Genomic DNA, 21,083 nt, shown 5'->3' on the forward strand with positions numbered 1-21,083 from the left:
GGAGCCGCAGTGGCTTCTCCCTTTTTGCTTAGCATTTTAATTATGAAAGATTCATTTCCAACAGTTTGGCTACTTGTTCTTCCATGATATGAGGAGGATAAGGCATTTCGTTGATAAACCACCATTCCATAATTCCTACATAAGCTGGCGCAAAAAATTGAACAAGGATATCTACATCTATTCCGCGAGCTTTCCCCTCCGTCATTTCCCATCCATGCTTGATATCCTCTATTACAAACGCAAGGAAGCGGCTGCGAAAGAAGGGTGCACCTTTACTCACTAACAAGGCTGAAAAAAATAAATAGTTACGTGAAAAGTAATCAAACCAACTCATGCCCTCGCCAGCAGCATTTGATTCCGTTTCCGATTCACACAGTTCCCGCAGCTCGTTAATATGTTCCTCAATAAGCTTATCCAATAAATCAAATTTATCCATGTAGTGAAGATATATCGTTCTGCGGCTAACATTGGCTTTGTCAGAAATATCCTGAATCGTGATTTGATCAAAATTTTTCTCGGACATCAATACAATAACCGCTTTTTTTATCGCTTCTTGAGATTTTAGTATTCTCCGATCTACCTTAGACACTAAAAAGTCACCTAACTTTCTTGAAATAGTATTCAATTTTCTGCTAACTGTGCATTAATGCACGATTTATCGTCTTTTAGCAATTGCGGTCAGCCTCTATCATCTACAATAATACACATAAGCGCAATAATTCATCAATGTGCATTTTTAATGTTCATTTTTCTTGGGGGAATGATTAAGGTCAAATTAAGACGCCAATGTTACAGGACGTATAAAAACAGAAGTGAAGGAGATAGGGAGTATGATCAAGCAAAATCAATTATTTATTTATATATTAATTTTTGGAGTTTTCGGCATCTTAACAACTGAAATGGGAGTCGTCGGGATATTGCCACAAATCGCCGATTATTTTGATGTCAGTGTTTCCAAGGCAGGGTTGTTAGTAAGCCTATTTGCACTTGCTGTTGCGATCGCTGGCCCCACAATGCCGTTATTATTTTCCAGTATAAACCGCAAGAAAGTCATGCTGATTGTGCTCGGCATTTTTGTTGTGTGTAATTTAGCAGCCCTATTTGCACCAACCTTTACAATTGCCCTAATTGCTCGTATTATTCCGGGCTTTTTCCATCCCATTTATTGTTCATTGGCTTTGACAGCAGCTGCTAGCTCCGTCAGCAAGGAAGAAGCTCCAAAAGCAATTTCTAAAGTCATGCTGGGAGTGACCGCAGGAATGGTACTTGGTGTACCGATCACAAATTATATTGCTAATGAAACTTCTGTAGAAATGGCGCTGTTATTTTTTGCTGTCATAAACGCTCTGGCATTTATCACTACCTGGATATTTGTACCATCTATGCCCGTTACGGTGAAGCTTTCATATGGAGCTCAATTAAGCGTATTAAAAAAACCGATTACTTGGTTAGCTATTGCTGCTGTTGTATTTATAGGCTCAGCAGGGGCTAGTGTGAATAGTTACATTGCAGAATATCTTGAATCCATTACGCATATTTCAGGGAAAACGTTAAGCTTGGTGTTATTTTTATATGGCTTGGCCAGCTTGATTGGAAACGTTGCGGGAGGAAGGCTGCTCTCTAAAAATGCAATGAAAACAGTCGTATTTTTTCCAATTATATTAGGCTGCTTTTATCTATTATCATTTGTAACGGGTACGTCAACTGGACCTATGATCATAACCATTTTATTTTGGGGCTTATTTTTTGCAATAGGCAATTTGATCAGTCAATATTGGATTGTCTCTTCGGCTCCAGAAGCTCCTGATTTCTCGAATGGATTGTTTCTTTCGTGTGGTAATTTAGGAATAACGATAGGTACAGCAGTCGGTGGATTGTTCATTTCAGGCATGGGTACAGCGTACATCGTTTTAGCAGGCGTATTATTCTTAGTATTGAGTTTGGTATCTATTTTACTGAGAATCTACCTATATAATCCGGCAAAACTTCCATTTGCAGAACAATAAAATCGACATTATTTTGCCCCGAAAATCGAAAATAAGCTCAAGACCATTAAGGTTCTTGAGCTAGCGCAGTTGCGGGCTGCATTTTTACATACAGCTCATTCTTGCCCATGCTTACCTCGACCTCATTCGTTAATTCTTCAATATTCGTTAATTCTTCAATAAGCAAGTCAAGAAACCGACCGCGAAAATAGGGGCACCTTTACTCGCGAGCATCATGGAAAAGAATGAATAATGAAGTTCAAAGTATTCGGTCCACATTAGCGTGGATTCGGTAAACTCCAAATCGGATGCTGTTTTGCACATTTCGCTTAAAACGGTTATGTGTCCTTCAATGAGTTTGTCCAGCAGATCAATTACGGCTTTTTTTAAGGCTTCCTGTGTTTTGAGTATTCTTCAATCCACTTTAGCCGACTAGGGTCACCAATCTTTCACTAATAATAGACAATGATATAGCGGTTGTTCATTAATGGATCAAGATGCTCTATATTGATGTTTGAAAAATCATTATTGACTTGGAGTCCACTCCAGACGATACACTGCTTTATATGATCCGAAAAAAGAGAACGGACTATATAAAACAGACGAGTGAACGCTTGCATAAAAGTAGTTTGCTCTAGAGGAGGAAAGAACAGTGGAACGGCTATGGACGAAATCGTTTACGCTCATGACTATAGGCAACCTATTCTTATTTAACGCCTTTTATATGCTTTATCCGACGATGCCGTTATTCATTACACAGATGGGCGGCAATGAATCGCAGGTCGGGCTGGCGATGGGAGCATTTATGCTGTCCGCCGTTTTTTTTCGGCCGCTCGTTGGCGGGCTGTTAGACCGTTTCGGCAGGCGCCCGTTTCTCATCTGGGGGCTGATTCTGTTCATCGTGGCAATGTACATGTATAACTGGGTCGGGGGAATCATCGTTCTGATGGGACTCCGAATTTTGCATGGGATGAGCTGGGCCGTTTCCACCACCGCTACAATGACTGCGATTACGGATATGATCCCGCCGGCCCGCCGCGGAGAGGGAATGGGATGGTTTAGTACGTCCATGACCTTGGCTATGGCCATCGGGCCGATGTTCGGCATCTGGGTGACAGAGAACCAATCGTACAGCGCTTTGTTTTTAATCGCGGTCATCCTCTCTGCGGCAGCGCTGCTCCTGATGCTAGGTGCAAAAATGCCATTTCGGCCGCAACCGGGCGTGCGAAAAATCGAGTTATTCGAAAAATCGGTTTTGCCGATTGCGGCATCGGTTTTTTTTCTGTTCATCGCTTATGGGGGCATTACGACCTTTGTTCCACTGTTTGCTAAGTCAATCCAGGTCAATTCCGGCGCGTTCTTTCTGGCCTTTGCCGCATCACTGGCACTCAGTCGTCCCATTTCGGGAAAACTTTCGGATCGATACGGCGAGATATCGGTCATTGTACCAGCCCTTGTAATTACTATCGCTGCCGTGCTTGTCTTGAGTCTCTCGACCGGCTTGATCGGTGTGCTTTTATCAGCGGTTCTATATGGAATCGGCTTCGGTTCTGCGCAGCCAGCTCTTCAAGCGGCAACCATACGTCTCGCTCATCCGGACCGTATAGGAGTTGCCAATGCCTCCATATCGACGGCTAATGATCTTGGCATTGGACTAGGCGCGATCATGCTAGGCTGGGTTTCCCAGTATATGAGCTACCAGGCATTGTTCACGGTCAGCGCCGTGTCAGTAGTATTTTCCTTATTGCTTTTCACATTTTTTGTGAAACGATTGTTGAAAAACAATCAACGGCACCCTCTTAATAAGGAGCCACTTATTTCGAAATAAGTGTATGTGATTTGGTAAAACAAAGAAAGGCAAGGCAAGGCAAGGCAGGGCAGGGCGGCCATCAATAAAACAAATGAAAAGAGGAGAAAAAATGAATTCGAAATATAATCAAATTTTCCAGCCCTTCACGTTTAAAAATAGCATTACAATCTATTTGCTTATCGAAAAATTCAATCGATGGAGCAATTGACGCTCGGGATCGTTCATGATAATTTATATAAATCACTTAAACCAATAATTCCAATGAGATAAAGGGGTTTTTGTAAATGTCTTCTATCGTGCTTGCTGCTGCTGAAGATGTACGAAGCAAGGATTCCGAGCAATTAATTAGGGAGCTTAGCGAAGAACTGGGTTTGTTGTATGGCGGTGATGGGACGGCAGGATTCAAGCCATCCGACGTGGAGGCACCAAGATCAGCCTTTATTGTTGCCCGTCTGGACGGTTACCCTGTAGGCTGTGGGGCAATCAGGCTCCTTGATGAAACATCGGTTGAGGTCAAGCGCATGTACACACGCTCAGATTTCCGCCGCAAGGGTGTTGCTCAGGCGATACTCGCCGAAGCGGAGCGTCTTGCCCGCGAATTTTCCTACAGCAATCTAAAACTGCAAACAGGTCCCAAGCAGCCGGAAGCGGCAGCGCTTTATGAAAGAGTAGGGTACTATCGAATACCGGTTTTTCACGGGGAGTGGGATGAGGTACTAGCGTTTCAAAAAGATTTGGTGCTCAAGCAGGCTTGATCTCAAATAGCCTTGCATCCGGCCAAGCTATTTTGAAGCGTGAAGCGCAGCCAGCTCGGCAGGATGATCGTACCTTTCCGCCTAAAGTAATTGAACCGAAATCTCCTATATAAATGGAATGATAAAATTCGCTGAATCAGGAGATTCGGTTCAATGATTGGCAAATAACCAAATCTAAATGTACGAATTTGTGTTTTCCTACTCTTTTACAACTGAGGCATTCACAGCGCTTTCCATCTGATCATTATAGGCACGAAATAATCCTAGGCGCCAGAAAGCGGCACCTTTCAAATCATAACGCTTGGCAAGACCCAGCTTGTCGTTGATGGAAGAGGGCGTTTCACTGCTTAGGCTTATGCCGAGTAGGAGCTTTTGCTTAGGAACACCAGCATCGAGCGCAAGCTGAATCGCCTGATCTACTAGACTATTGGGTTCGGGTACCTGTGACTTGGTGCCGACAGGATTATACTGATAAGCCATTATGATGAGATCATCTGCGAGGGAAGCCAGAGTCTTGTAATCGTAGCCTTTATAGGCACTATTTAAGGGTGGGACTGCTAACGATAGAGCGATGTCACTTGGCAGGGAAGCCTTCAACTGTTTAACGTAATCGTTCAGCAGCTTCTGCTGTTGCACAGCATCCAATTTATAACCCAATCCTTCAAAATCAAGAACAATTCCTCCGAATCCGTTCTCTGCAACGGAAGCCGTTATGCCCTGAATGGACTTCTCGCGCATGCTGCTATCACTCAAAACCTTCGTTAGTTCACCATTTCCGTCTAATGCATATACCATAAGGTACGGTTTAATGCTCTGATTCGCTGCATCCGCTACAAGGGATTGAGGGGTAACGTCACCTGCCGCGTCAGGAAGCCGATACTCGTCACCCTGAAGTGTAAACTGACCTTCGCGATCGATGCGACTCCAGCCAAAAGCTACCGAGTTCATAGATGAAACCAAATCCCGCTCCTGAAAGGATTGCAATGCATAGAAGGCTCTCAAATGCATTTCGCGCTGTGGGGATAGAAGAGAAACTGTACGTGTTGTCTGATTCCAGGCTACAGCGACACCGAATTGGCCGCTGAATGAACTGAGAGGGATGAGCACACGCCCTTCAAGCTGGATCGGTGCTGCCGCGAGCTTCACTTTTTTTCCATTTACAGTAGCTGTTGTGCTGCCCACTTGAAGAAGGACCTCCGTGACTTGTCCTTTAACACTGCCTGTCGCTTTAACCGTTTGCGAACGGCTGTTCCATGTGATATGGATTCCAAGGGCTTCTCCAACCGTCCGGAAGGGGACGTAGGTAACCCCTTTGTCTATCCGCGGGGCTGTATCAAATTGCAGTAGAACATGATCCAGCGTGACAGATATAGCGGGTGCTGCATAGACATCACCGATATTTGGGTTGGTTCCGAGCAAGGCTAAGGCAAGAAGGGTGGCGGCAACTGTTTTACCAACTCGTTTACAGAGCATATTATGTTTTCCTCCATCTCATTAATTGGGAATCTAGCATACATTAGTATAGCAAAATTTTAATATAGTTCCAATTACATGAAGTGATATACAGTAGCAACGCTGATTATCCGATATATTCAAAGAGAGGCTATTACTAGCGCGACTTAACTGCAAAGCTATGCACTGTGTTAATCCTGAATAATAGAAAGGGTGGATCAAATGAAATGGATAGGAACATGCCTGTTGCTGGTAGCCGTGCTCTTCTCGAGCATTGGGGCGACTGCTGCAGGCAAGCCCACCTCGTCTTTGGGCTATTACCACACGTCGGGCAACCGTATCGTCGATGAGCAGGGCCAACCGGCTAATTTCAACGGGGTGAACTGGTTCGGATTTGAGACGGAAAATTTTTCTCCCCACGGCTTGTGGACACGATCAATGGATGGCATGCTGGACCAGCTTGCAAAAGAAGGGTACAATTTGCTGCGAATTCCGTATACGAACGAAATGCTGCTTCCCGGTAAAAAACCAAGCGGGATCGACTATGTGAAAAATCCCGACTTGAAGGGGCTGACGCCGCTTCAGCTGCTGGACAAGCTCATTCAGAAGGCGGAAAAGCGCGGTATGAAAATCATTCTTGACCGTCACCGCCCAACCTCCGCGGGGCAGGCGGAGCGATGGTACACCCAATCGGTGCCGGAAAAGACCTGGATTAAAGATTGGTCGATGCTGGCAAAGCGCTACCTGGCTAACGACACGGTGATTGGAGCCGATTTGCATAATGAGCCGCACGGTTCCGTATGCTGGGGCTGCGGCGATTCAGCCAGTGACTGGCGGTTGGCTGCGGAACGGGCGGGCAATGCGATTCTCGCTGTCAATCCGGACTGGCTGATCGTGGTGGAAGGGGTAGACGCAAATGTAAAGGGACAGAGCGGCTCCTATTGGTGGGGCGGCAATTTGAAGGGCGTCCGCAAATATCCAGTCCGGCTGAAAGTGCCCAACCAGCTCGTTTACTCTCCGCATGATTACGGCCCGGGTGTTTCGTCGCAGCCGTGGTTCACCGATCAGAAATTTCCTGCCAACCTGCCTAGTGTATGGGAGGCTAATTGGGGCTACATCCACAAGGAGAAAATCGCGCCGATACTGCTCGGGGAGTTCGGCGGCCGCAGCGTCGATTCGGCTTCGAAGGAGGGCAAGTGGCAAAATGCGCTTGTCGACTACATCGGGAAGAATGATCTGTATTGGACTTACTGGAGCCTCAATCCGAACAGCGGAGATACCGGCGGATTGCTGTTAGACGATTGGCAAACATGGAACAAGCCGAAGCAAAAAATGCTGGCCAGAATCATGAAGCCTTTGAACGGCGGCAATTCGGAAGCTCCAAAGCAGACAGCAGGTTCGACGCCAACAAAGCAGACAGCAACTTCGATAGCGTCTACGAGCAGCGGAACGGATTTTCCCTTACTGCATGATCTGCAAGCATGGTAGTTTGTACTGATAGAAGTAGAGGTACAGCAAAAGAGCCGAACGGTCTAAAAGCCGGATCGGCTTTCTTGTTGTTCGGCTAGCGAAGAGGGGAATTAATATATTTCTTGGGACATTGCACTGAAATAGTCAATAACAACTTTACGAAACTCTAAAGCTGCTTTCGAAATGTACCTGCTTTTGTGCGACAATAAAGCAATTTCCCTCATCAGATGATGATCTTCTACTTGGAGATATTTAATGTGATCTCGTGGGTTTCTTGCTGTTCTTGGTATAAATGCGATGCCGATTTCTGCTTCCACAAGTGCGGTTAATCTTGCGGGTTCATTTCCTTCGTAGACATACTTAGGTGCAAAACCGACGGATTGGCATTTGGAATCCACCAGATCACGAACACCGTACCCTTTCTGCACGCCTACAAACCATTCATCCTTAAGCTCTGCTAACGATATGCTGCATCGCTCCGCAAATCGATGACTAGCTGGAACGGCTACAATGATCGGATCAGCAAACAGGATCTGACATTCTATATCATCGCCTTCAATCGGAGGGGAGGACAGACAAAAATCGACCTCTCCTCGATGAAGAAGCGTGGACATGTCCCGTAAGGTGGCCATTTGTACATGAAATTTTATGTGCGGCTTGTTTTTCCGAAATTCCCGCAGGATGCTTGGCAATGTGCTTGCCGTGGTCACCGCGAGTTCCAAAGTGCCCTGTTCGGGACTTGCGAGGTCACTGATTTCCCGTTTTCCTTGCTCCAATTCAAATAAGGCTTTTTCGGTTCGGCGAAGAAAGGTTCTTCCGAATTCGTTTAGTCGCAGCTTTCTCCCCATTCGATCAAATAAAGGAGCCCCTAGATCATCCTCTAGCCGTTGTATTGTTTTGCTGAGTGAGGATTGCGTAACATGCAGTTTTCCTGCGGCTTCCGTAACATGCTCGCATCGGGCGACTGTCAGAAAATATTGTAGTTGAAGCAGCTCCATTTCACATGGCCCCTTATTCCTTCTGGTTCATTAAATCATAACATAAAATGCGTTGGAAAGAATGAAGCGTTTCATGTAAGATGACAGCAAGACAAGGAGATGTGATTAAAATGAACGATCGAAATAAATGGTTATTGGTATCTGTGGGATTGGGAATCATGCTGAACCCACTAAATTCCTCGATGATTTCTGTTGCCATTGCAAGGCTGCAACAGGTGTATCTGCTTGATTTTACAGACGTGTCATGGATTATTTTTTCGTTCTATATAGCGAGTGCCGTCGCTCAACCTGTCATGGGCAAGTGCAGTGATTTGTTCGGCCGCAGGAAGATATTCCTTACCGGTCTTGTTGTTGTCTTTGTCTCCTCCATGTTAGCCCCGTTATCGCCGAGCTTTTCGTGGCTCATTGTATTTCGAATCGTTCAATCTATTGGCACAAGCATGATGGTCGCGGTCGGAATGGCGATTGTAAGAATTTACGTTACCGAGAAGCAAGCAGCTGCCTTGTCCGTCCTGGCGATATTTCTGTCCGGAGCAGCAGCGATTGGCCCCTTTATTGGTGGTATATTAATTCATTGGTGGAACTGGCCTAGCATCTTCCTTGTTAATATTCCGCTTGTATTAGCAAGCTTTTTATTTGCCTGGAGAGCAATCCCTAAGGACGAGCTAAGCGAAGCTACTTCTGGCGAAAGGTCCGTTCGGAATTGGCTAGGTTTGATTGATGCCCCAGGTATCTTGTTGTTTACGGTAGCTTTGGTTGGTTTGCTGATTGGGCTGCTTTCGTTCAAGTCATCCGGACATCTTTCAACATGGAATCTGCTGGCAGGAGGAATCGGTTGTATTGCGCTCGTGACATTTATAAGACACGAACTAAAAACGGCATCACCTTTTATCCCTTTGCGAGCCTTCGCTAAATATCCGGCAATGACTTGGGTGAATGTGCAATTCATGCTCATCAATATTCTTTTTTACTCCCTGTTTTTTGGCATACCGACTTATTTGCAGCAGGTACGTCATATCAATGAATTTGATACCGGAATTCTCATGCTAGCCCTTGGCTTGTGTTCACTTGTTATTGCTCCTTTTGCTGGACGTTGGATTGACAAATCAGGTTCACGGCCAGCTTTAATCGTATCTGCAGGGTTCATGACATTCGGGTCTATATGGATCATGCTATTGGATGAAAATTCACCGGTCGTTAGTGTAATCCTGATTTTGGCTTTATTTGGAATAAGCAATGGGCTCAGTGGTGTCGGCATGCAGGCGGCCTTGTTCAAGAGCACGCCAAAAGAAATGATCGGTGTCGCATCGGGGATTTTTAATACTTCGAGATATCTGGGCACTATTTTATCATCATTGTTGATTGGAATCGTCATGGGAGATGCGTTCAGTGCTATTGGCTTCCAAATGCTCGGATTCATCCTTACGATACTGGCCACCATCTTGATCGTCATGAACTTACGAGGTCAGCGTTTATCGGAATCGCAAGCGGTTTAAACAACATGATGCGTTATATAAACAAATAGAGTTACGTCAATAAAACAAAAGCTGCAATCAAATTGTGCAGCTTTTGTTTTTTACGTTATTTTAGTTGTTTTGATTTGTCTATCTAAGAGTTCCAACTTTTAAGTGCAATCGTATTACGAATCCATATCTGAATTCGCATCAAGGTCGAGCTGTTTCAAAACCGGTACAGTTAATTCTCTTCGGAGCAACGCGATCTCATGTTTATAGGGCGGATTCTTATATTTAATCTTGCCTAAGGAGGGAGTCTCCAGCAGCTTGGGCAAATCAATCAGTTGAGGATGGTGTACGATGTAGTCCAGTGCCGATAATCCAATGTATCCATGACCAATGTTCTCATGTCTATCTTTGCGAGAACCACGTTCATTTTTGGAATCATTAATATGAAGAACTTTTAATCGTTCTAGACCGATGATCCGCTCAAATTCCTCTAACACACCATCAAAATCATGGACGATATCATAACCGGCATCATGCACGTGGCAAGTGTCCAGACATATAGATAAACGTTCATTGTGCGTAACTCCATCGATAATCCGAGCCAGTTCTTCAAAGCTTTTGCCACACTCGGTTCCTTTTCCCGCCATTGTTTCAAGGGAAATTTGAACGTGTTTTTTGGGGGACAATACTTCGTTCAGTCCTTCTATTATTTTTTTGAGCCCCAAATCCACTCCTACGCCTACATGACTCCCTGGATGCATAACAATCTGATCCGAGCCTAGAGCTGCTGTCCGTTCTATCTCATCACACATAAAAGACAGGCTGTGTTCAAATACTTTACTGTTAATCGTATTGGCCAAATTGACTAAGAAAGGGGCATGAACAACGATATGGCTAATGCCATGCTTCTTCATATGTGCGTGACCCGCTGAAATATTATAGTCGGTTATAGGCTTTCGCTTACTGTTTTGAGGGGCTCCTGTATATATCAAAAATGTATTAGCACCATATGACGCAGCTTCTTCACTTGCTCTAAGCAGCATTGTTTTGCCACCCATGGATACATGACTGCCAATTAGCATGCAGAAGACCTCCGTTTAATGATCTTGCAGAGTAAGTTAAACGAAGTCTGCCCTTGATTATTTAGGAATATTCGAGGAAATGGCTTATGCTGATATTCAATAATACGGAGTTTAAAAATGTTGTTGACACGACACCAAATGGTGACCTATTATTTAAGTGACACTAAATGGTGTCGAATTGAAAATTCTCGCCTCGTGGGCGCTACGTTCGAAGAGCTGCATAATTTAAGAAGGTTGTGAAATTATCGGCTGTCCCTTGGTAATAATTTTTAGGAGAGGGTGTTGTGAGCGAGAACAACCCGATGCGGGATGTGTTTGACGCGATTGCAGATCCAACTAGACGCCGATTGATTCAGCTGTTAGCAGAAACAGAGGAGATACCGCTGCATGAGTTAACGGCACAGTTTCAAATGGGCCGAACAGCAGTATCCAAGCATTTGACAATCCTTAAAGAGGCCGGGCTGGTGCTTGATCGAAAAGTCGGCAGAGAAACGCGATTTAGGCTAAACGCCTCTCCACTCAGAGAAATTCAAGATTGGGTAGGCTTCTACAGCAAATTTTGGAGTGCGAACATGCTGCGCTTGAACCAACTATTTGAGGAGGAAGAAGAATGAGTTTAACATTATCTTTGGATTTTCAGTACACGACATCAATCGAGAAGGCTTGGTCCGCTTTAACTGATCCAAGCAAGCTTGCCAAATGGATCATGGAAAATGATTTTAAGCCCGTCGTTGGACACCGTTTTCAGTTCCGCACGCAGCCGTCCGAATGGTGGGATGGCATTATTATCGGAGAAGTACTGATCGTGGAAGAACCAAGCCGTTTGTCCTATACTTGGGCCAGCGGAGGGGAGCAGCACACGGTTACCTGGACGCTGCAGGATTTAGGGGAAGGAAAGGTTAATCTTCATCTTGAGCAAACCGGATTCTCCAATACTCAAGGACTTGAAGGCGCTAGGTATGGCTGGACCAATTGGTTCGGCGGGTTTGAACAGGTATTGGAGCAATAACCGTATTCGGTGTTAAAACAGCTTAATTCCCCATGCTGAAATAGTGGGGACGATCATTGAACCATGCTTGAACTGAATAAACACATAAAAAGGCTGCATAGGCTGCATGTATATTGCAGCCTTTTTACGTCTATTTCTGAGATGTTCTTGTCGTTTCGGGTCAAGTTCGCACTAAGTGCATATATTTAAAGTTAGTCTGTGATTGCCCAAATGTCTAAGCCTTATTATAGCGAATTGGAAGGATGTTAAGCATGAGCGAATCTAAACAGGATTATATCGTAATCTCGGGTGCGAGGGAAAACAATCTTAAGAACGTATCCTTGCGTATTCCCAAGCGAAAGATCACGATCTTCACCGGGGTATCCGGATCAGGCAAGTCATCGATCGTCTTCGATACGATTGCCGCAGAATCCACGCGATTGCTGAATGAGAACTTCAGCATGTTCGTACGCAACTTTCTGCCCCGCGTCCCGCAGCCGGATACGGACGCGATCGAGAATCTGAGCATGGCTGTTATTGTGGATCAGAAGCGGCTTGGCGGCGGTTCCCATTCTACAATGGGCACGATTACCGACATCTCTCCCATTCTCCGTCTTCTGTTCTCCAGAGTGGGTCAGCCCTATGTTGGACAAGCGAACATGTTCTCGTTTAACGATCCGCAAGGGATGTGTCCCGAGTGCAATGGGATGGGTCGCAGGCTGGGCGTCGACATGAGCAAAGCGGTGGATATGTCAAAGTCGTTGAATGAAGGGGCAATTCTGCTGCCGGGCTATGCGGTGGACGCTTGGGATTGGAACCTGATCGTGCAGACGGGCTTCTTCGATCCAGGCAAGAAGCTGAACGATTATTCGGCTGAGGAACTGGAGCAGCTCCTGTACAGCAAGGCAGGGAAAGTGGAGATGCAGTTCGCCGGTAAGGCGATGAACATTACACTCGAAGGCATCATTGAGAAGTTCATGAACAAGTACATTAAGCAGGATGTGAAGACGAAGTCCGAGCGGACACAACGAGCTGTTGCGCCGTTTATCTCCGAAGGTCCCTGCTCCAGCTGCCACGGAGCGAGACTGAGTCAGGCTGCGCTCAGCTGCAGGATCAATGGATTCAATATTGCGGAGATGTCCTCCTTGGAGGTCGGGCAGCTCATTCGTGTCATTCGCGAGATTGATGATCCTGTCGCTGCGCCAGTCACCAAGTCGCTGACGGAGCGGCTGCAGCATTTGGTGGATATCGGACTTGACTACTTGACGCTGAACCGCGAGACGGATACTTTGTCCGGCGGCGAGTCGCAGCGCGTGAAGATGGTGAAGCACCTGAGCGGAAGTCTGGTGGATGTCACTTACATTTTCGATGAGCCCAGTGTTGGCTTGCACCCCCGTGATGTGCATCGGTTAAATGAATTGCTCCAGAAGCTGCGCGACAAGGGCAATACTGTGATTGTGGTGGAGCATGATCCCGATGTGATTAAGTTGGCGGATCATATCGTAGATGTTGGGCCTCACGCCGGCAGCCGCGGCGGAACCATCGTATATGAAGGAAGCTTCCAAGGCCTGCTGGAGTCAGGGACACTGACAGGCACCCATATGAAGCGGCCGCTCCAACTGAAGCATGATTGCAGGCAACCATCCGGGAAGTTGTCCATCAAGGATGCGACACTGCACAACCTGCGGAGCGTGAGTACAGATATTCCAACCGGAGTGCTGACAGTAGTTACGGGTGTCGCCGGCTCGGGTAAGAGCACACTAATAAACGAAGTATTCCTCAGCCAGCATCCAGATGCAATCGTGATTGACCAATCGGCGGTGGGAGTGTCAACACGCTCGAATCCCGCAACCTACACGGGCATTATGGATGATGTGCGCAAGGCGTTTGCTTCCGCGAACAAGGTGGGCCAAGGCTTATTCAGCTTCAACTCCAAGGGGGCTTGCGAGAACTGCCAAGGGCTAGGTGTTGTGTATACAGACCTTGCCTTCCTCGATAGCGTGAAGCTGCCATGTGAAGTATGCGGAGGTAGACGCTTCAAAGAAGAGGTGCTCGCGTACAAGCTGGATGGCAAGTCCATTGCAGAAGTACTGGAGATGACTGTAGAGCAGGCATTGGCATTTTTTCAGCTCAAAGAGGTAGTACGCAAGCTCCAAGCGATGAGTGATGTGGGTCTCAACTATATTACACTCGGCCAGCCGCTCAGCACGCTATCGGGCGGGGAATGCCAGCGGATTAAGCTGGCAAGCGAGCTGCATAAGAAGGGCAGTATCTACGTGATGGACGAGCCGACAACAGGCCTACATATGTCAGATATCGGCCATCTTCTGGAAATTATGAACCGCCTCGTGGATGCCGGCAATACGGTGATTGTCATTGAACACAACCTCGATGTAATCAGCCAAGCGGATTGGATCATCGATATGGGACCAGACGGAGGAAGCAAGGGCGGCCAGGTAGTGTTCGAGGGCGCACCTGGGCAGATTATCCATGCGGAGCAGTCGATTACGGGAAAATACTTGATGTAAGGCATCAAATCCATATTCGAATAAATTTTGATAGGCTCAACCAAGGCTGCCAGCAGAACGGGCAGTCTTTTTCTTGAGTAACGATTTTTTTGAATAATTCGTTTGACTGATGTAAGCAACAGTCCTGTACTTGACAAAAGTTTTATATAAAACTAAAATAAAGCTCATGAATGAAACATACATTTTATCTTTAGTTGGTCGCATCCATCGTCAGGGTAATCGGTTCATAGAAAGTGAGCTGCGAGAAAGAAATATAAAGGATATTGCGCCATCGCATGGCGATATCTTATTTAGACTTTATCAGCAAGAAAGCCTTACTATGCAGGAGTTATCCAAGCTGATCGACCGAGACAAGTCAACGGTAACCGTGTTGGTTGATAAAATGGTGAAGAAGGGATACATCCGAAAAGAGAAGGATCTAAAGGATACTCGTGTATATCGGCTTACACTTACAGAGAAAGGATATGATCTTAGAAAAATTTTTGAAGAAATATCAGAATCCCTCATAGACAAAATTTATAGCAGGTTTGCCATTGAGGAAAAAAAACAAATCATGGAACTTCTTCGAAAGATCGAGTTCTAATTTTTTTAGTCATATAGTTTTATATAAAACTAAAAACCTGATAAAGTTTTCTATGAGCACTTTTGTGTTTCATAGGAACGCTTACCATCCCCGTAAAACGTCGCACATATTATGCGATGATCTTTTGAAAGTAGAGGGGGGAATCACATTGAGCGTCAATTTGTGGATGCAAATATCGGTTTATTTTTCCAAGCACTCAAACGACTATTGGTTCTCTGTAAAATCGCATTTGGAGATTAGTTGTATGGCACTATTGTTGTCTGCATTTATTGGGATGACTTGTGGACACCTTTGTGTGAAGCATAAGCAATACGAGAGATGGGTTGTATCGCTATTTCAAATTTTGCGAATTGTTCCGAGTTTGGCCATTCTCCTGCTATTAATCCCAGTTATGGGGACAGGGACTGGGCCAGCATTGGTCGCTTTAGTTTTATTGGCCACTCCGCCCATTCTCATGAACACTGTTGCAGGATTAGAGAAAGTTCCTCCGTATTTGCTGGAAGCAGCTTATGGAGCAGGCATGTCCGATCGGCAAGTATTATGGAAAGTCAAATTTCCTCTAGCCGCGCCCATCATTCTTGCTGGAATGAAGACGGCAACGATCGAAATCATTGCCAGTGCAACATTGGCTGCCAAAATCGGTGCGGGCGGACTTGGGGGGATTATTTTCACAGGCCTAGGCCTAAATCGAATGGATTTGCTGTTGGTTGGCGGTATTACGGTTGCTATGCTTTCGGTTGCAGCTGGATTGTCACTTGATCTGACGGACAGGTTTTTGTTCAAATATAAAATCGTTAGAAAGTAGGGAATGAAAATGAGAAAGAGAAAGGAAAAGAAAATGAAGCCATTCACTGTTATCCTATCTATTTTAGTATTGGCACTTTTGATAGCAGCATGCGGAGGCAACAGCGCAAACCAAGGCAACAGCACAACGATTCGCATTGGAGCAAAGGATTTCACGGAGAACTTAATTGTTGGAGAACTGTACGCACTCGCATTGGAAGACGCCGGGTTTCAAGTGGAAAGAGTCCCTAATATTGCAGGTTCCGTTATTCATACCTCACTCGTGAATAATGAAATCGATATGTATCCTGAATATACGGGCACGGGTTTATTAGCTGTATTAAAGATGGACCTCATCACCGATCCTGCTGAAGTTTATAAGACGGTGAAGGATGAATACAACAAACAATTTCAAATTACCTGGCTAAACTATTCCCAAGCAAGCGATGGGGCGGGACTTGTTATTCGCACGGATGTTTCCAAAAAGCTTGGAATTACAACCATTTCAGATTTGCAAAAGCATGCAACCGAGCTTAGATTTGCCTCGCAAGGTGAGGTTGACCAACGAGAGGATGGAATTCCGGCATTGGAGAAAGTATATGGAAAAATGAATTGGAAATCATCGAAAGTATATGATAATAGCTTGAAATACACGGTGCTCCGCAACAATGAAGCGGATGTTGCGCCAGCTTATACAACGGAAGGCCAACTAGTGAATAAGGATGAATTCACCTTGCTAGAAGACGACAAACGTGTGTGGCCACCGTACAATTTAGCTCCCGTTATTCGGAACACGGTATTAACCGCTAATTCTAACCTTTCAGAGATCATCAATAAGATAAGTGCAGCACTAGATACAGAAACCATTACAGCGCTCAATGCCCAAGTAGATGTGGATAAAGAGGAATACGAAGACGTTGCCAAAGTGTTTTACGATTCGATTAAATAAGTGGTTTCATGGAGGAGAATATGTCTCTTACAGCGATTGAGTTCAATAACGTAAGTAAAAAATACTCCCAAGCCGGAGATTATGCGGTCGATCATGTGAGTTTGTCCATCCAAGAAGGGGAGTTTGTCACGATCTTGGGCTCTTCAGGTTCCGGAAAATCAACCCTATTGAAAATGATAAATCGGTTGTATGCACCAAATGAGGGGACGATAAAGCTCTTTGGCGAAGACATTGCAACGGTTGATCCTGTAATGGTTAGACGTCGTATTGGTTATGTCATTCAACAGGTGGGGTTATTTCCACACATGACCATAGCTCAGAATATAGCGGTAATACCAAAGCTTTTGAAATGGAATAAATCTCAAATTAATACAAGAGTAGATGACTTGTTATCGCTTGTTGGGCTAGAGCCACAGCAGTTTAGAAATCGTTATCCGTCTGAGTTGTCAGGTGGCCAGCAACAGAGAATCGGATTGGCTCGGGCTTTGGCGACAGATCCCAAGATTATGCTGTTGGATGAGCCCTTTGGCGCAATCGATGCGATCAACCGGTTGAATTTGCAGGACGAGCTTTTGAGGATACATGGCGGACTAAAGAAAACCTTTCTCTTGGTAACGCATGATATCAATGAAGCTTTTAAGCTCGGAACTAGAGTTATGATCATGAACAAAGGTCGAATATGTCAATTTGATACACCAAGCCATATTGTAAAAAAACCTGCCGATGATTTTGTATCGTCACTCATTCATTCCTCGAGAGAGCAAGAGCGGTTCTGGGAGGGCTTAGATTGATTGAATATGCCATACGCCATTCTGATAAATGGGTTAAGGCACTGCTGGAACATTTGGAAATGTTAGTGGCGACCATGATCATTTCAGTTCTACTAGCTGCGATCTTAACGATGACAGCCATGTTTTCAAAAATCATTTCAAAAATACTGCTTCATGTATTCTCAGTCATTTATTCCATCCCTAGTCTAGCGCTTTTCGCCATTATGATTCCGGTAACTGGATTGGGTATAGGGACAGCTATTATTGTTTTAATTATATACAATCAATATTTATTATTGCGCAATTTTATCGCGGGTTTAAATGATATGGACCCATCAATTGTAGAAGCAGCTACTGGCATCGGAATGAGTAATATGCAAGTTCTGTTTCAGGTCAGACTGCCGTTATCCCTAAAAACACTATTTACCGGAATCAGACTTGCAGTCATATCTACGATCGGCATGGCCACAATTGCGGCATTCATCAATGCGGGCGGATTAGGCAGCATTTTGTTCGATGGACTTCGTACGATGAATGTTAACAAAATTTTGTGGGGCAGCTTGTTGTCTGCTGGATTGGCGATCGGTGCCAATGCTTTATTGATTCAAATGGAGAAGAAAATATATAAATTCAGGTAGGACTGACTTTGAAAGGAGCCTTTTAATGATGAAAGCAGTCGTTCTTGAAAAAGCGTGCGCACCTCAGGATCTGGTTGTACGTGAAATTCCAAAGCCCGATGTGCTTCCAGGCTGGGTACGAGTCAAAATAAAAGCCTTTGGCATTAACCGTTCGGAAATGTATACAAGGCAAGGCCATTCTCCATCCGTTACGCTGCCACGAGTGATTGGAATCGAATGTGCGGGGGAAATAGAAGATCCTTCCGATAGCGATTATCAGAAAGGGCAACGTATTGTGTCTTTGATGGGAGGACTGGGACGTGAATTTGATGGCAGCTATGCTGAATATGCACTTATCCCCTCAGCCCAAGTATACCCTGTTCATCATGAGATGGACTGGACCCAGCTTGCCGCAATCCCGGAAATGTATTATACAGCTTATGCTTCGCTGTTTGATTGTCTAAGACTCAACGATGGTGAAACACTGCTGATTCGCGGAGGAACCAGTTCTGTAGGTCTGGCCGCATTGCAGCTTGCTAAGTCCGCGGGTGCAACTGTTATATCAACGACCAGAGACAGAAATAAAGTCGATTTTGTAAAACAATTTGGTGCAGATTATGTACTGCTTGATGACGAATATTTAACGGACAAGCTATTCGCCATTGCGCCAAGGGGTGTTAATAAAATTTTCGAGCTAGTGGGAACGGCTACATTGAAACATTCACTGTCGCTCGTTTCAGAGCATGGCGTTTTATGCATGTCGAGGATACTAGGAAATGAGTGGGAAATGGAGCGTTTTGAACCATTGGTTGATATTCCGACAGGCATTTATTTTACGGCTTTTACAAGCGAACTTATTAAAGAAAACTTGCTTGTAGATCTGTTTAACTATATCGAGAAGCACAAGATCAAAGCGCCGATTGCCAAAATATTTTCATTGGATCAAATCCATGAGGCGCATCTTTTAATGGAAAGTAATCGTGCAAGCGGAAAGATTGTTATTATTAATCCGTGATTGACTTAAGAGCAAGCTATATCTGGAAAACACCAAGGGGAGATCGAAATGATAGACAGTTACTGGGCACGTATAGACAAAGCAAAAGCGGCGCTGGAGGAAGCAGATATCATTTTATTGGGCGGAGGGGCAGGTTTATCGGCTGCTGCGGGCATTGCATATAGCGGGAAGCCATTTACCGATCATTTCGGTCCTTTTATTGATAAGTATGGTTTCACTGATCTTTACACGTCCAGCTTTTATCCGTTTGCAACAGAGGAGGAGAAATGGGCGTATTGGGCCAAGCACATCAGTCTAAGCCGCTATGAAGCGGGTGCTACTCAGCTTTACAAGGATTTGTTTCGATTGGTTCAAGACAAGACGTATTTTGTCATCACAACCAATGTCGAAAGCCAGTTTGATAAGGGAGGTTTTCCCCCTGATCACGTATTTGAGATTCAAGGCAATTACAGCTACCTGCAGTGCGCTAAAGGCTGCCATAACAAACTCTACTATAATGAACAAATAGTTAAGGAAATGATTCAGAAGACAGTGGATTGTCAAATACCATCTGAGCTCGTACCTAAATGTCCTGTCTGTGGCGGAAAGATGGATCCTAATTTGAGAATGAACCGGTATTTTGTGCAGGATGAAAAGTGGCATGATCGGGATACGTCCTACAAAAACTTTTTGCTTAATGCTGAAGAAAAGAAGGTCGTCTTGTTGGAATTGGGTGTCGGGTTTAATACACCGGGCATCATTCGTTATCCATTTGAAAAAATGACTTATCATAATGAGAAGGCCATTTTAATTCGGCTAAATAAAGACCATCCTGAGGGCATGGAGGAAATTAAAGATAAAACGATTTCATTTACCGAAGATATGCAAGAGATTGTATTAACGGTTATGAAATAAAGTACACGTTAAGGAGGGATATAAAAGGATGCAGCTAACGTTTATGGAATATGCTTCTCTCATCCATTTGAACGACAATTATATAACAGCGCAAAATGTTTTCAATCGAAAAGAGGAACTATTAAACGATTTATTGGAAATGCTGCTGAAGGAACAACAGCAGCAACGGAAAACGGTGATTCCCTCTGAATATATGGGAAAACGCAATTTACTAAAGGGACTTCTATCGGTCAGAGAACCAGCGCCATTAGCAGCGGACTTTTTAAGTAAGCTAGACGCACTCTTGCAAACCGAATTAAAAGAAAAAGGGACCATTGATGCGGATCAATTAGATTCCGTTTCTACTTTAGTTCCCCAGTGCAGCTTTAGCCAATCTGATAAGCTCAGCTTATGGAAAGGCGACATTACATGCCTAGGTGCAGATGCGATCGTCAATGCAGCCAATAAATATATGCTAGGCTGTTTTCAACCCTACCATGCTTGTATTGATAATGCCATTCACACCGCAGCAGGCCCGCAGTTAAGGGAAGATTGCAAAATAATAATGTCCATTCAAGGCGAGTCAGAAGCTACAGGTGGAGCGAAAATCACAAGAGGTTATAATCTGCCCGCAAGGTTTGTTTTGCACACAGTTGGCCCGATTGTAGCGAAAGGAATAGAATTGCAAGAACAGCATAAGGAAGATTTAGCTGCTTGTTATCGATCTTGTTTGGAGCTGGCCAGTGAAATAGATGAAATACGAACGATCGCTTTTTGCTCGATTTCGACGGGGGTATTTGGGTTTCCTAAGCCGGAAGCGTCCAGAATAGCTGTTCATACTGTCAGTGAGTGGTTGAATACGCATACCCATCATTTTGAGAAAATCATCTTTAATGTTTTCAGCGACGACGATTATACGGAATACCTCCAAGCTTTTCAATACTGAGCTTAAAAAGAGAGGG

At 44.8% G+C, this 21,083-nt stretch carries 20 protein-coding genes; 16 read left to right on the forward strand and 4 right to left on the reverse strand.

The window, feature by feature from the left end:
• Positions 1-40 precede the first annotated feature (40 nt).
• Positions 41-589 carry a TetR/AcrR family transcriptional regulator gene (locus ACSR9A_RS03315; protein ID WP_473755583.1) on the reverse strand — a complete coding sequence of 183 codons (549 nt, stop codon included), beginning with the start codon at positions 587-589 and terminating at the stop codon, positions 41-43.
• A gap of 241 nt (positions 590-830) precedes the next feature.
• Between ACSR9A_RS03315 and ACSR9A_RS03320 the strand changes: the two genes are divergently transcribed.
• The 3 genes from ACSR9A_RS03320 to ACSR9A_RS03330 all read left to right on the forward strand — a co-directional run bounded on the left by ACSR9A_RS03320 (position 831) and on the right by ACSR9A_RS03330 (position 4,550).
• Positions 831-2,006, forward strand: a complete 1,176-nt coding sequence (locus ACSR9A_RS03320) for an MFS transporter (RefSeq protein WP_473755584.1) — start codon at positions 831-833, stop codon at positions 2,004-2,006.
• Positions 2,007-2,637: 631 nt separating this feature from the next.
• Positions 2,638-3,813 carry an MFS transporter gene (locus ACSR9A_RS03325; protein ID WP_473755585.1) on the forward strand — a complete coding sequence of 392 codons (1,176 nt, stop codon included), beginning with the start codon at positions 2,638-2,640 and terminating at the stop codon, positions 3,811-3,813.
• Positions 3,814-4,079: 266 nt separating this feature from the next.
• Entirely contained in the window at positions 4,080-4,550 is a 471-nt protein-coding gene (locus ACSR9A_RS03330; RefSeq protein ID WP_473755586.1) for a GNAT family N-acetyltransferase, read from the forward strand.
• Positions 4,551-4,748: 198 nt separating this feature from the next.
• On the opposite strand, the gene ACSR9A_RS03335 is transcribed toward ACSR9A_RS03330, so the two are convergent.
• Entirely contained in the window at positions 4,749-6,023 is a 1,275-nt protein-coding gene (locus ACSR9A_RS03335) for a stalk domain-containing protein (protein ID WP_473755587.1), read from the reverse strand.
• Between the two features lie 201 nt (positions 6,024-6,224).
• Here ACSR9A_RS03335 and ACSR9A_RS03340 point away from each other — a divergent pair, with 201 nt between their 5' ends.
• Positions 6,225-7,490: a glycoside hydrolase family 5 protein gene (locus ACSR9A_RS03340; protein ID WP_473755588.1), complete on the forward strand. Its 1,266-nt coding sequence runs from the start codon at positions 6,225-6,227 to the stop codon at positions 7,488-7,490.
• Positions 7,491-7,582: 92 nt separating this feature from the next.
• Here the strand turns inward: ACSR9A_RS03340 and ACSR9A_RS03345 are convergent, their stop codons facing one another.
• Positions 7,583-8,470, reverse strand: a complete 888-nt coding sequence (locus ACSR9A_RS03345; protein ID WP_473755589.1) for a LysR family transcriptional regulator — start codon at positions 8,468-8,470, stop codon at positions 7,583-7,585.
• A gap of 110 nt (positions 8,471-8,580) precedes the next feature.
• Here ACSR9A_RS03345 and ACSR9A_RS03350 point away from each other — a divergent pair, with 110 nt between their 5' ends.
• Positions 8,581-9,966, forward strand: coding sequence for an MFS transporter (locus tag ACSR9A_RS03350; RefSeq protein ID WP_473755590.1), 1,386 nt, complete (start codon positions 8,581-8,583; stop codon positions 9,964-9,966).
• Positions 9,967-10,109: 143 nt separating this feature from the next.
• Here ACSR9A_RS03350 and ACSR9A_RS03355 read toward each other — a convergent pair whose 3' ends face one another.
• Entirely contained in the window at positions 10,110-11,015 is a 906-nt protein-coding gene (locus tag ACSR9A_RS03355) for a deoxyribonuclease IV (protein WP_473755591.1), read from the reverse strand.
• Positions 11,016-11,299: 284 nt separating this feature from the next.
• Between ACSR9A_RS03355 and ACSR9A_RS03360 the strand changes: the two genes are divergently transcribed.
• The 11 genes from ACSR9A_RS03360 to ACSR9A_RS03410 all read left to right on the forward strand — a co-directional run bounded on the left by ACSR9A_RS03360 (position 11,300) and on the right by ACSR9A_RS03410 (position 21,067).
• Positions 11,300-11,629, forward strand: a complete 330-nt coding sequence (locus tag ACSR9A_RS03360; protein WP_338556431.1) for an ArsR/SmtB family transcription factor — start codon at positions 11,300-11,302, stop codon at positions 11,627-11,629.
• Positions 11,626-12,024 (forward strand): SRPBCC family protein, encoded by a 399-nt coding sequence (locus tag ACSR9A_RS03365; RefSeq protein ID WP_473755592.1) that lies wholly within the window; start codon positions 11,626-11,628, stop codon positions 12,022-12,024. Before ACSR9A_RS03360 ends, ACSR9A_RS03365 begins: the two co-directional genes overlap by 4 nt.
• 251 nt (positions 12,025-12,275) lie before the next feature.
• A complete protein-coding gene (locus ACSR9A_RS03370) occupies positions 12,276-14,531 on the forward strand; it encodes an ATP-binding cassette domain-containing protein (RefSeq protein ID WP_473755594.1) in 2,256 nt (751 codons plus the stop codon).
• Between the two features lie 130 nt (positions 14,532-14,661).
• Positions 14,662-15,114: a MarR family winged helix-turn-helix transcriptional regulator gene (locus tag ACSR9A_RS03375; RefSeq protein WP_473755595.1), complete on the forward strand. Its 453-nt coding sequence runs from the start codon at positions 14,662-14,664 to the stop codon at positions 15,112-15,114.
• 244 nt (positions 15,115-15,358) lie between these two features.
• Entirely contained in the window at positions 15,359-15,919 is a 561-nt protein-coding gene (locus ACSR9A_RS03380; protein ID WP_473755596.1) for an ABC transporter permease, read from the forward strand.
• Positions 15,920-15,928: 9 nt separating this feature from the next.
• Positions 15,929-16,846, forward strand: a complete 918-nt coding sequence (locus ACSR9A_RS03385) for a glycine betaine ABC transporter substrate-binding protein (protein ID WP_473755598.1) — start codon at positions 15,929-15,931, stop codon at positions 16,844-16,846.
• A gap of 20 nt (positions 16,847-16,866) precedes the next feature.
• Positions 16,867-17,637, forward strand: a complete 771-nt coding sequence (locus ACSR9A_RS03390) for an ABC transporter ATP-binding protein (protein ID WP_473755599.1) — start codon at positions 16,867-16,869, stop codon at positions 17,635-17,637.
• Positions 17,634-18,254 (forward strand): ABC transporter permease, encoded by a 621-nt coding sequence (locus ACSR9A_RS03395; protein ID WP_473755600.1) that lies wholly within the window; start codon positions 17,634-17,636, stop codon positions 18,252-18,254. The genes ACSR9A_RS03390 and ACSR9A_RS03395 overlap by 4 nt, the downstream gene beginning before the upstream one ends.
• 25 nt (positions 18,255-18,279) lie before the next feature.
• Entirely contained in the window at positions 18,280-19,248 is a 969-nt protein-coding gene (locus tag ACSR9A_RS03400; RefSeq protein ID WP_473755601.1) for a zinc-binding alcohol dehydrogenase family protein, read from the forward strand.
• A gap of 48 nt (positions 19,249-19,296) precedes the next feature.
• Positions 19,297-20,142 (forward strand): Sir2 family NAD-dependent protein deacetylase, encoded by an 846-nt coding sequence (locus ACSR9A_RS03405; RefSeq protein ID WP_473755602.1) that lies wholly within the window; start codon positions 19,297-19,299, stop codon positions 20,140-20,142.
• A 28-nt stretch (positions 20,143-20,170) separates the two neighbouring features.
• Positions 20,171-21,067 (forward strand): protein-ADP-ribose hydrolase, encoded by an 897-nt coding sequence (locus ACSR9A_RS03410; RefSeq protein WP_473755603.1) that lies wholly within the window; start codon positions 20,171-20,173, stop codon positions 21,065-21,067.
• The last annotated feature ends 16 nt before the right edge of the window (positions 21,068-21,083 follow it).

The organism is Paenibacillus sp. R-74696 (genome assembly GCF_055814915.1).

Excerpts from the sequence above, each read along its gene's own strand:
- ACSR9A_RS03355 (WP_473755591.1), bottom strand. The coding sequence starts at position 11,015 with ATGCTAATTGGCAGTCATGTATCCATGGGTGGCAAAACAATGCTGCTT.
- ACSR9A_RS03390 (WP_473755599.1), top strand. The coding sequence starts at position 16,867 with ATGTCTCTTACAGCGATTGAGTTCAATAACGTAAGTAAAAAATACTCC.
- ACSR9A_RS03345 (WP_473755589.1), bottom strand. The coding sequence starts at position 8,470 with ATGGAGCTGCTTCAACTACAATATTTTCTGACAGTCGCCCGATGCGAG.
- ACSR9A_RS03410 (WP_473755603.1), top strand. The coding sequence starts at position 20,171 with ATGCAGCTAACGTTTATGGAATATGCTTCTCTCATCCATTTGAACGAC.
- ACSR9A_RS03320 (WP_473755584.1), top strand. The coding sequence starts at position 831 with ATGATCAAGCAAAATCAATTATTTATTTATATATTAATTTTTGGAGTT.
- ACSR9A_RS03335 (WP_473755587.1), bottom strand. The coding sequence starts at position 6,023 with ATGCTCTGTAAACGAGTTGGTAAAACAGTTGCCGCCACCCTTCTTGCC.
- ACSR9A_RS03405 (WP_473755602.1), top strand. The coding sequence starts at position 19,297 with ATGATAGACAGTTACTGGGCACGTATAGACAAAGCAAAAGCGGCGCTG.
- ACSR9A_RS03330 (WP_473755586.1), top strand. The coding sequence starts at position 4,080 with ATGTCTTCTATCGTGCTTGCTGCTGCTGAAGATGTACGAAGCAAGGAT.
- ACSR9A_RS03370 (WP_473755594.1), top strand. The coding sequence starts at position 12,276 with ATGAGCGAATCTAAACAGGATTATATCGTAATCTCGGGTGCGAGGGAA.
- ACSR9A_RS03350 (WP_473755590.1), top strand. The coding sequence starts at position 8,581 with ATGAACGATCGAAATAAATGGTTATTGGTATCTGTGGGATTGGGAATC.
- ACSR9A_RS03380 (WP_473755596.1), top strand. The coding sequence starts at position 15,359 with ATGGCACTATTGTTGTCTGCATTTATTGGGATGACTTGTGGACACCTT.
- ACSR9A_RS03340 (WP_473755588.1), top strand. The coding sequence starts at position 6,225 with ATGAAATGGATAGGAACATGCCTGTTGCTGGTAGCCGTGCTCTTCTCG.
- ACSR9A_RS03400 (WP_473755601.1), top strand. The coding sequence starts at position 18,280 with ATGATGAAAGCAGTCGTTCTTGAAAAAGCGTGCGCACCTCAGGATCTG.
- ACSR9A_RS03365 (WP_473755592.1), top strand. The coding sequence starts at position 11,626 with ATGAGTTTAACATTATCTTTGGATTTTCAGTACACGACATCAATCGAG.
- ACSR9A_RS03385 (WP_473755598.1), top strand. The coding sequence starts at position 15,929 with ATGAGAAAGAGAAAGGAAAAGAAAATGAAGCCATTCACTGTTATCCTA.